General features: G+C 54.7%; 10 protein-coding genes. 4 read left to right on the top strand and 6 right to left on the bottom strand.

Features of this window, described 5'->3' with window-relative positions:
- Positions 1 to 12 precede the first annotated feature (12 nt).
- The 4 genes from LIO98_RS10630 to LIO98_RS10645 all read right to left on the bottom strand — a co-directional run bounded on the left by LIO98_RS10630 (position 13) and on the right by LIO98_RS10645 (position 2,081).
- Positions 13 to 1,134 carry a sodium ion-translocating decarboxylase subunit beta gene (locus LIO98_RS10630; protein ID WP_291956704.1) on the bottom strand — a complete coding sequence of 374 codons (1,122 nt, stop codon included), beginning with the start codon at positions 1,132 to 1,134 and terminating at the stop codon, positions 13 to 15.
- A 2-nt stretch (positions 1,135 to 1,136) separates the two neighbouring features.
- Positions 1,137 to 1,310: an OadG family protein gene (locus LIO98_RS10635; RefSeq protein ID WP_291956706.1), complete on the bottom strand. Its 174-nt coding sequence runs from the start codon at positions 1,308 to 1,310 to the stop codon at positions 1,137 to 1,139.
- A gap of 115 nt (positions 1,311 to 1,425) precedes the next feature.
- Positions 1,426 to 1,818 (bottom strand): hypothetical protein, encoded by a 393-nt coding sequence (locus tag LIO98_RS10640; RefSeq protein WP_291956708.1) that lies wholly within the window; start codon positions 1,816 to 1,818, stop codon positions 1,426 to 1,428.
- 92 nt (positions 1,819 to 1,910) lie between these two features.
- The gene (locus LIO98_RS10645; RefSeq protein ID WP_291956711.1) at positions 1,911 to 2,081 is read right to left on the bottom strand and encodes a hypothetical protein; all 171 of its coding nucleotides are present in this window, start codon (positions 2,079 to 2,081) and stop codon (positions 1,911 to 1,913) included.
- A gap of 281 nt (positions 2,082 to 2,362) precedes the next feature.
- On the opposite strand from LIO98_RS10645, the gene LIO98_RS10650 reads away from it, so the two are divergent.
- The 4 genes from LIO98_RS10650 to LIO98_RS10665 all read left to right on the top strand — a co-directional run bounded on the left by LIO98_RS10650 (position 2,363) and on the right by LIO98_RS10665 (position 5,102).
- The gene (locus tag LIO98_RS10650; protein WP_291956712.1) at positions 2,363 to 3,241 is read left to right on the top strand and encodes a LysR family transcriptional regulator; all 879 of its coding nucleotides are present in this window, start codon (positions 2,363 to 2,365) and stop codon (positions 3,239 to 3,241) included.
- A gap of 112 nt (positions 3,242 to 3,353) precedes the next feature.
- Positions 3,354 to 3,836 carry a nuclear transport factor 2 family protein gene (locus tag LIO98_RS10655; RefSeq protein ID WP_291956715.1) on the top strand — a complete coding sequence of 161 codons (483 nt, stop codon included), beginning with the start codon at positions 3,354 to 3,356 and terminating at the stop codon, positions 3,834 to 3,836.
- A gap of 215 nt (positions 3,837 to 4,051) precedes the next feature.
- A complete protein-coding gene (locus LIO98_RS10660; protein ID WP_291956718.1) occupies positions 4,052 to 4,882 on the top strand; it encodes an SDR family oxidoreductase in 831 nt (276 codons plus the stop codon).
- Positions 4,883 to 4,895: 13 nt separating this feature from the next.
- Positions 4,896 to 5,102: a hypothetical protein gene (locus LIO98_RS10665; RefSeq protein WP_291956721.1), complete on the top strand. Its 207-nt coding sequence runs from the start codon at positions 4,896 to 4,898 to the stop codon at positions 5,100 to 5,102.
- A gap of 60 nt (positions 5,103 to 5,162) precedes the next feature.
- Here LIO98_RS10665 and LIO98_RS10670 read toward each other — a convergent pair whose 3' ends face one another.
- Together LIO98_RS10670 and LIO98_RS10675 are read right to left on the bottom strand one after the other, a co-directional pair.
- On the bottom strand, positions 5,163 to 6,311 hold the full coding sequence (locus LIO98_RS10670; RefSeq protein ID WP_291956724.1) for an FAD-binding oxidoreductase: 1,149 nt from the start codon (positions 6,309 to 6,311) through the stop codon (positions 5,163 to 5,165).
- Positions 6,312 to 6,325: 14 nt separating this feature from the next.
- A partial coding sequence (locus LIO98_RS10675; RefSeq protein WP_291956726.1) for a (2Fe-2S)-binding protein occupies positions 6,326 to 6,531 on the bottom strand: 206 nt, incomplete at its 5' end.

Raw genomic sequence — 6,531 nt, forward strand, 5'->3', positions numbered from 1 at the left:
CTTTTTATCAGCTTATTTTAACAGCGTAAGCATCGCTCCCGCGGCGACCGCCGTACCGATTACGCCGGCGACGTTCGGTCCCATAGCGTGCATCAGGATGTACTGCCCGGGAAATTCCTTGGATATCACCTTCTGGCAGACGCGCGCCGCCATCGGTACGGCGGAGACCCCGGCCGCGCCTATGATGGGGTTGATCTTACCGCCGGAGAGCACCTTCATCACCTGGCCAAAGACGACGCCACCCGCGGTGCTGAAGATGAAGGCTACAAGTCCCAGGCAGATTATCTTGATCGTCGCGATCGTCAGGAAGGTTTCAGCGCTCATCGTCGCGCCTACGGAGATGCCGAGGAATATTGTCGTGGCGTTAAGCACCTCGTTCTGCGCGGCCAGCGAGAGGCGCTCCGTACAGCCGCATTCACGCATAAGGTTTCCAAACATCAGCATCCCGATAAGGGGGACCGCCGCGGGAAGAACGAGACCGCAGGCCAGCGTCGAGACTATTGGGAAGAGAATGCGTTCGGTGCGCGAGACGGGGCGCAGCTGCTCCATCTTTATCGAACGGTCGGCCTTAGACGTAAACAGCCTGATGACCGGCGGCTGAATGAGAGGGACAAGCGACATGTAGCTATATGCGGCCACCGCCACCGCCGGCAGGATCGCCGGCGCCAGCTTCGCACAGAGATAGATCGCCGTCGGTCCGTCCGCTCCGCCAATGATGCCGATGCCGGCGGCCTCCTGGATCGTAAATCCCATCAGCATCGAGCCGATAACGGCGACGAAGACGCCAAGCTGCGCGGCGGCGCCGAGCAGGAAGGTGATAGGGTTCGCCAACAGCGGGCCAAAGTCGGTGAGCGCGCCGATGCCCATGAATATTATGATCGGATATATCTCATGGTTTATGCCAAACATGACATAATAGAGGAATCCACCCTCGTCGATGATCCCCGAAAGAGGAAGGTTCACCAACAGGCAGCCGAAGGCTATCGGCATGAGCAGCAGCGGCTCGAAATCCTTAGCGATCGCAAGATAGAGCAGGACAAACGAGACACAGAGCATCAACAGATTGCCGGTCGTAAGGGCGACAAGCCCCGACTGGTCGACAACCCCCTTCAAAGCGGTAATATAGAGCTCCATCGCTATTTGCCTCCCGTGGTCTTTTTATCAAACGATGCGACCAGTTTTCCGGTGGCCTTCATTACCAGCATAAGCCCTATTATTACAAGGAAAACGATACTCAAGGAGATGAAGGACATGACAAGCGCCCCCATCGGTCCGACAAAATATGAACTAAGCGAAGCCGTAACAGGCATATCAAATTGCCTCCTAATATTTTGGCGTAAAATATTATTATTCTGTTGTATAGAATTAATTTTGAACAGCACTATCAGTATAGAAAAATTTGGGCGGATACTTTATGTGAGGATACTATTCCCTTTTCTGGACTGTTTTGGGGTCGCTGATGCCGCAGTAACGGGCATTGGCCATATGGATGCAGCTGAGCAGATAGGCGGAGACAAGGCTTGGCTCCGTCCCCATTTCCAGCAAAAGGGGGAGATTGGTGCGGAATACGCCGGGCTGGTTGTCGTCGCGGTTCCGGAGGCTTTTCTCCACCGCTGCAGGGACTGAATCAGCGGGAATGGATATGGTGCCGAAGGATATATCGTCGGCGTTGACGAACAGGTACATAATATCGGCACCGGCGTCGGCATAGCCCGGAGATGCAAACGAAAGAGGGGAGCCCACCGCAAAGAGCATGACGATGAGCGCAAACAGCGCCAGCGTCATCTTTTCTTTGGACCGTACAGAAGAAACGATCATCGTCCAGGCCTCCCTCTCTTTTGATCTGCAACCTTACAGAGATTAAATACCATTTAACTTAATATTTCAACTACGCACTACTATTTAAATATTTAACCCATGAATTTTCTCATGAGATATGTGCAGATTATCACCACCGCACACATCACGATGATCCCTAGAGTCCCCGAACCGCTGACTATTTCAGCAGACGCCTCGGCTGGAAGCGCCGCAAAGGTGAGAAAGGTGAACAACAACAGAAACAGGAAAGTTTTATTTTTCATCGAACAGCCGCCTTTCTAAGGGCACAAAAAAGAACCTATCAGAATAACGCCTCTGATAAGTGCTGTTCGTTACTTTTATATCATAAAATTAGGGGAAGTCAACAATAAAACCGACAAGATATATCGAAAAGCAGACTACTTCCTGGAATTTCCACGGGAATTATCATAAAATTTGTATTATTTCAACATAAAAGTTCTCGCCGCCCTTATGAGCGCGATCCCAGCTAAAATTGAAAAAACATCTCTATTCCAGTAATATTGACCGATGAGGGGGGAAAATCATGGAACTTCGCGTGCTGAAGTATTTTCTGACGACGGCCAGAGAGGAGAATATCACTAAGGCGGCCCAAAGCCTGCACATTAGCCAGCCCACGCTCTCGCGGCAGCTTATGCAGCTTGAGGAAGAGCTGGGAGTGACGCTCTTTCACCGAAGCAGCCACAACATAATCCTCACGGACGAGGGACAGCTCTTGAAACGCAGGGCACAGGAGATGCTTTCTCTCGTGGACAGGGCCAAAAACGAGATATCGCAGAGGAACACGGAGCTGGCGGGCGTCGTCACCATCGGCAGCGGCGAGCTGCGCAGCGTCGGCACGCTGTCCCGCGCCATGTCGGCATTTCACGCTGAACATCAACAGGTACAATTCAGCATATACAGCGGAAATGTGGATAACGTCAAGGAGCGCATCGACATGGGGCTCATTGACGTCGGGCTTTTTGCCGAACCGGCTGACGTTTCAAAGTATGAATTTATCAGGATGCCGGAGACGGAGATAAACGGCGTGATCGTCCGCCGCGATTCCGACCTCGCGTCAATGAAGGCGGCAACGCCGAAAGATCTGGCGGAGGTGCCTCTGCTGCTCCCCGGACGCGCTCTGCTTCATAACGAATATGCCAACTGGTTCGGAGAATATTTCGACAGGCTTAAAATCATCGCGAATTTTAACCTGCTCTACAACGCCGCGGTCATGGTACGAAACGGAATAGGCGCCGCTTTCTGCGCCAGGCTCGACTTTGATTACGAGGACCTCGTCTTTCTGCCTCTTTCTCCGAAGATGGAGTTTGGCTCGGTTCTGGCCTGGAAGAGGGAAAGCATATTTCCTCCGGCGACGAAAACCTTTCTTGAGTTTGCCAAGTCATACATCAAAGGCATTTCTTGAAATACGATATAACAATTAGACATTAAAATAAAAAAATAATATTATCCAGGCGTTCCCTAATGGGAGCGCCTGATTTTTTCAGGCAGCGCAGCATTGAGGGAGGCGTATGCTTATGAAGAGATATTTTGCGGCGCTGGGAATTTGGGCGGCTGTGATTTTGTTTATCGCGTGTTCCGTGCCGGGGAGGGCTGACTGCGGCCCACGGCGGGAGCACGGTGCGCCCCATGAGAGAGATGAAGAGATGGCAGAACGCTGCTACCGCGATATGTATAAGGCGATGATAGCCAAAGACGCGGAAGGACTTTCGCTGTTGCTCGACGAGTCATTCGTGTTGATACACATGACCGGCGTACGCCAGTCTAAACAGGAATTCATCGATGCGGTCATGGATGGGGCGCTGAACTATTACACAGGCGACCATCAAAAAAGTCCTATTGAAGTTAACGGCACCATCGCGCGGATGACAGGAAGAACGATCGTCGACGCGGCGGTCTACGGCGGAGCAAGACACACATGGAGGCTGCAGCAGCAGATAAAGCTTGTAAAGAAGGGGGAACGTTGGCTGATGACAGAGGCCATGGCCTCGACGTTTTAAGAAGACGGAAGAGAGCTAAAACAGGCTATAAACACCGTATCGGGCATACCCAAATTTGCGCTGGCCGTAATCTGTCAGGAAGAACGCGGACGGAGGCGATATCTTGGTTACACCGAAAAGAGGCACGGATGGACTATAGACTGGAGCGTCTAGTGATACCCGGCGGTTAGCCGGCATAATAAACTTAAATATTACGATATCAGGAGGAATTTTCTATGAAAGATACAGTAATCTGGACGGGTGCGGGACAAATCGGCATGGCGATAGCCAGGCGGATCGGATATGGCAAAAAGATCGTCGTCGGAGACAGAAGCATCGGGAACGCCGAAACGATGGCAAAAATCATGAACGAGGCGGGCTTCGACGCCGTCCCTGTGGATATGGATCTTTCCAGCCGCGAGTCGATCATGAACCTGATCGCGGAGGCACGCAAATACGGAGAGATATCCGATCTCATCAACGCGGCGGGGGTATCTCCGAGCCAGGCTCCCGTCGAGACAATATTGAAGGTTGACCTCTACGGGACGGCGGTCCTGCTTGAGGAGGCCGGTAAGGTAATCAAAAGGGGCGGCGCGGGAGTAACTATCTCCAGCCAGTCCGGCCACCGTATGCCGGCTCTTACGCCGGAAGAGGATAAACTGCTGGCGACGACGCCGGCGGAAGAGCTTTTGAAACTCGACATCCTTCAGCCAGGCAATATCCGCGACACGCTACACGCCTATCAGATGGCGAAAAGGTGCAATGTAAAGCGCGTAATGGCCGAGGTGGTCAAGTGGGGGGAGCGGGGCGCGCGTATAAATTCCATCTCGCCCGGCATCATCGTAACGCCGCTCGCGCTTGACGAATTCAACGGGCCGCGTGGCGGTTTCTACAAAAACATGTTCGCGAAGTGCCCGGCGGGGCGCCCAGGTACGGCGGATGAGGTGGCAAACGCAGCGGAGCTGATCATGGGGCCGCGGGGAGCCTTTATAACGGGCGCGGACTTCCTCATCGACGGAGGGGCGACGGCGTCGTTCTTCTACGGGCCGTTAAATCCTGAAAAATAGAAAAGATATTTTCATGAAAAAAATATTGTCCTCAATTATGTCGGCGGCGCTGCTGGCCGTCATCACAACAGTCTGCCAGCAGGCCGAAAGCGCGGAGATCACGCTGACGGCGGGGGAAAAGGTCATCACCGCGCGGCTGGACGAAAGTGGGACGGCAGAGGCCTTTATCGCCACACTCCACCTCCGGAATGACGCGCGCCCATCAAGGCATCTTCCATAGACCATAAACCGCAAAAGGCGGCCGCCACATGGACGGCCGCCTTTACAAAGAGAGAGTTTATTAGATGAACGCAGGCTCGAAGAATAGGTCGTTTTCGGCAAACCTTGCGAGGCGGAAGCGGTGCAGGTCGACAAAAGGAGTCTCTCCCATGAGCATCTCCTTGCAGACACGCCCGCCGGAGGGGCCGAACTGAAGGCCATGGCCGCTCCATCCGCAGTTGACGAGAAGCCCCTCTACCGGGGTCCAGTCGATGATCGCGTTATGATCAGGCGTATTGTCATAGGGGCCGGACCACTGACGCACGACACGGACGCCTCTGAGGGCCGGTATTCTCTTGAGCACGCTCTTGGTGACGCCTTCGAGGAATTTGGCGCTGTTTCCGGCCTCCACCGTATGCGGCTCGCCGGGGTCGTCCCGTCCGAACATGAAGGTACCGTTCGGGCACTGCTTAAAGTAGGCTCCGTCGTCGAGACAGAGGACCATCGGACAGTCAAAGATTTCTACTGGCTCCGTGATAAGGATGTTGTGGCGCTCCGGATAGACTGGGAGCTCCACGCCTACTGTCGCCGCCAGCGGCGTCGACCAGGGGCCGGCGGTAAGGAGCACCTTCGGCGCGTGCCACTCTTCACCGTTCTCCGTCACGACGCCCTTTATTCTGCCGTTTTCCGCGAGCAGCTTCGCGACGGGAGTGTAGGTCTTTATCTCCGCCCCGAGACGGCGTGCGGCGTGCCCGTAGGCCAGCGTCAGCGTCTGAGGATTGATGTGCCCGTCGTCGCCGCAGAAGGCGGCGCCGAGGATGCCGTCAAGATTCAGATAGGGCCAGCGCTCATGTATCTCGGCGGGCGTCATCATCACAGAGGGGATGTCAAGGCTCTTCTGGAGCGTGACGTTTTTGTTTAGCTGCTCCATGCACGGGTCGGAGTAGGCGACCCACATGTAGCCCCACTGCGTGAATTCGAGCTTCATGCCGGTATCAAGCTCCTCCTCAAGCGTTGGGAAGACGGAGAGGTTGTACTTCGCCATACGGAGGTTGACCTCGGTACCGAAGTGCTGGCGAAGGCCAGCCGCCGAACGGCCCGAACCGCCCGAGGAGAGATATTCTTTTTCAAAGAGGACCGTTTTCACTCCGGCCTTCGCAAGTTCATAGGCGGTAGCTGCTCCATGCACACCGCCGCCAACAATGATCACATCAGCAGTTTTTATCGTCATGGCACATTACCTCCCTAGTCTTCGTCGGCCAAGAGCATGGCCTTTACCGGCTTCACGGGGGGACGGATGACTCCCGCCCTCACTTCGGCGATGGGTTTGCCGGTGGCGCGCGCCAGTTCGCGTACGATGATGTCGCGGCAGCCGCGTCCCTGGCATGGCCCCATACCGACGCGGAGGATGCGCTTCAATTCGTCAAATTCGGTGTAGCCCGCCGCGATCC

It is taken from the genome of Cloacibacillus sp., from assembly GCF_020860125.1.
Lineage (GTDB): Bacteria > Synergistota > Synergistia > Synergistales > Synergistaceae > Cloacibacillus.

Coding starts and splice junctions, on each gene's coding strand:
- LIO98_RS10630 (WP_291956704.1), bottom strand. CDS start 1,134: ATGGAGCTCTATATTACCGCTTTGAAGGGGGTTGTCGACCAGTCGGGG.
- LIO98_RS10635 (WP_291956706.1), bottom strand. CDS start 1,310: ATGCCTGTTACGGCTTCGCTTAGTTCATATTTTGTCGGACCGATGGGG.
- LIO98_RS10640 (WP_291956708.1), bottom strand. CDS start 1,818: ATGATCGTTTCTTCTGTACGGTCCAAAGAAAAGATGACGCTGGCGCTG.
- LIO98_RS10645 (WP_291956711.1), bottom strand. CDS start 2,081: ATGAAAAATAAAACTTTCCTGTTTCTGTTGTTGTTCACCTTTCTCACC.
- LIO98_RS10650 (WP_291956712.1), top strand. CDS start 2,363: ATGGAACTTCGCGTGCTGAAGTATTTTCTGACGACGGCCAGAGAGGAG.
- LIO98_RS10655 (WP_291956715.1), top strand. CDS start 3,354: ATGAAGAGATATTTTGCGGCGCTGGGAATTTGGGCGGCTGTGATTTTG.
- LIO98_RS10660 (WP_291956718.1), top strand. CDS start 4,052: ATGAAAGATACAGTAATCTGGACGGGTGCGGGACAAATCGGCATGGCG.
- LIO98_RS10665 (WP_291956721.1), top strand. CDS start 4,896: ATGAAAAAAATATTGTCCTCAATTATGTCGGCGGCGCTGCTGGCCGTC.
- LIO98_RS10670 (WP_291956724.1), bottom strand. CDS start 6,311: ATGACGATAAAAACTGCTGATGTGATCATTGTTGGCGGCGGTGTGCAT.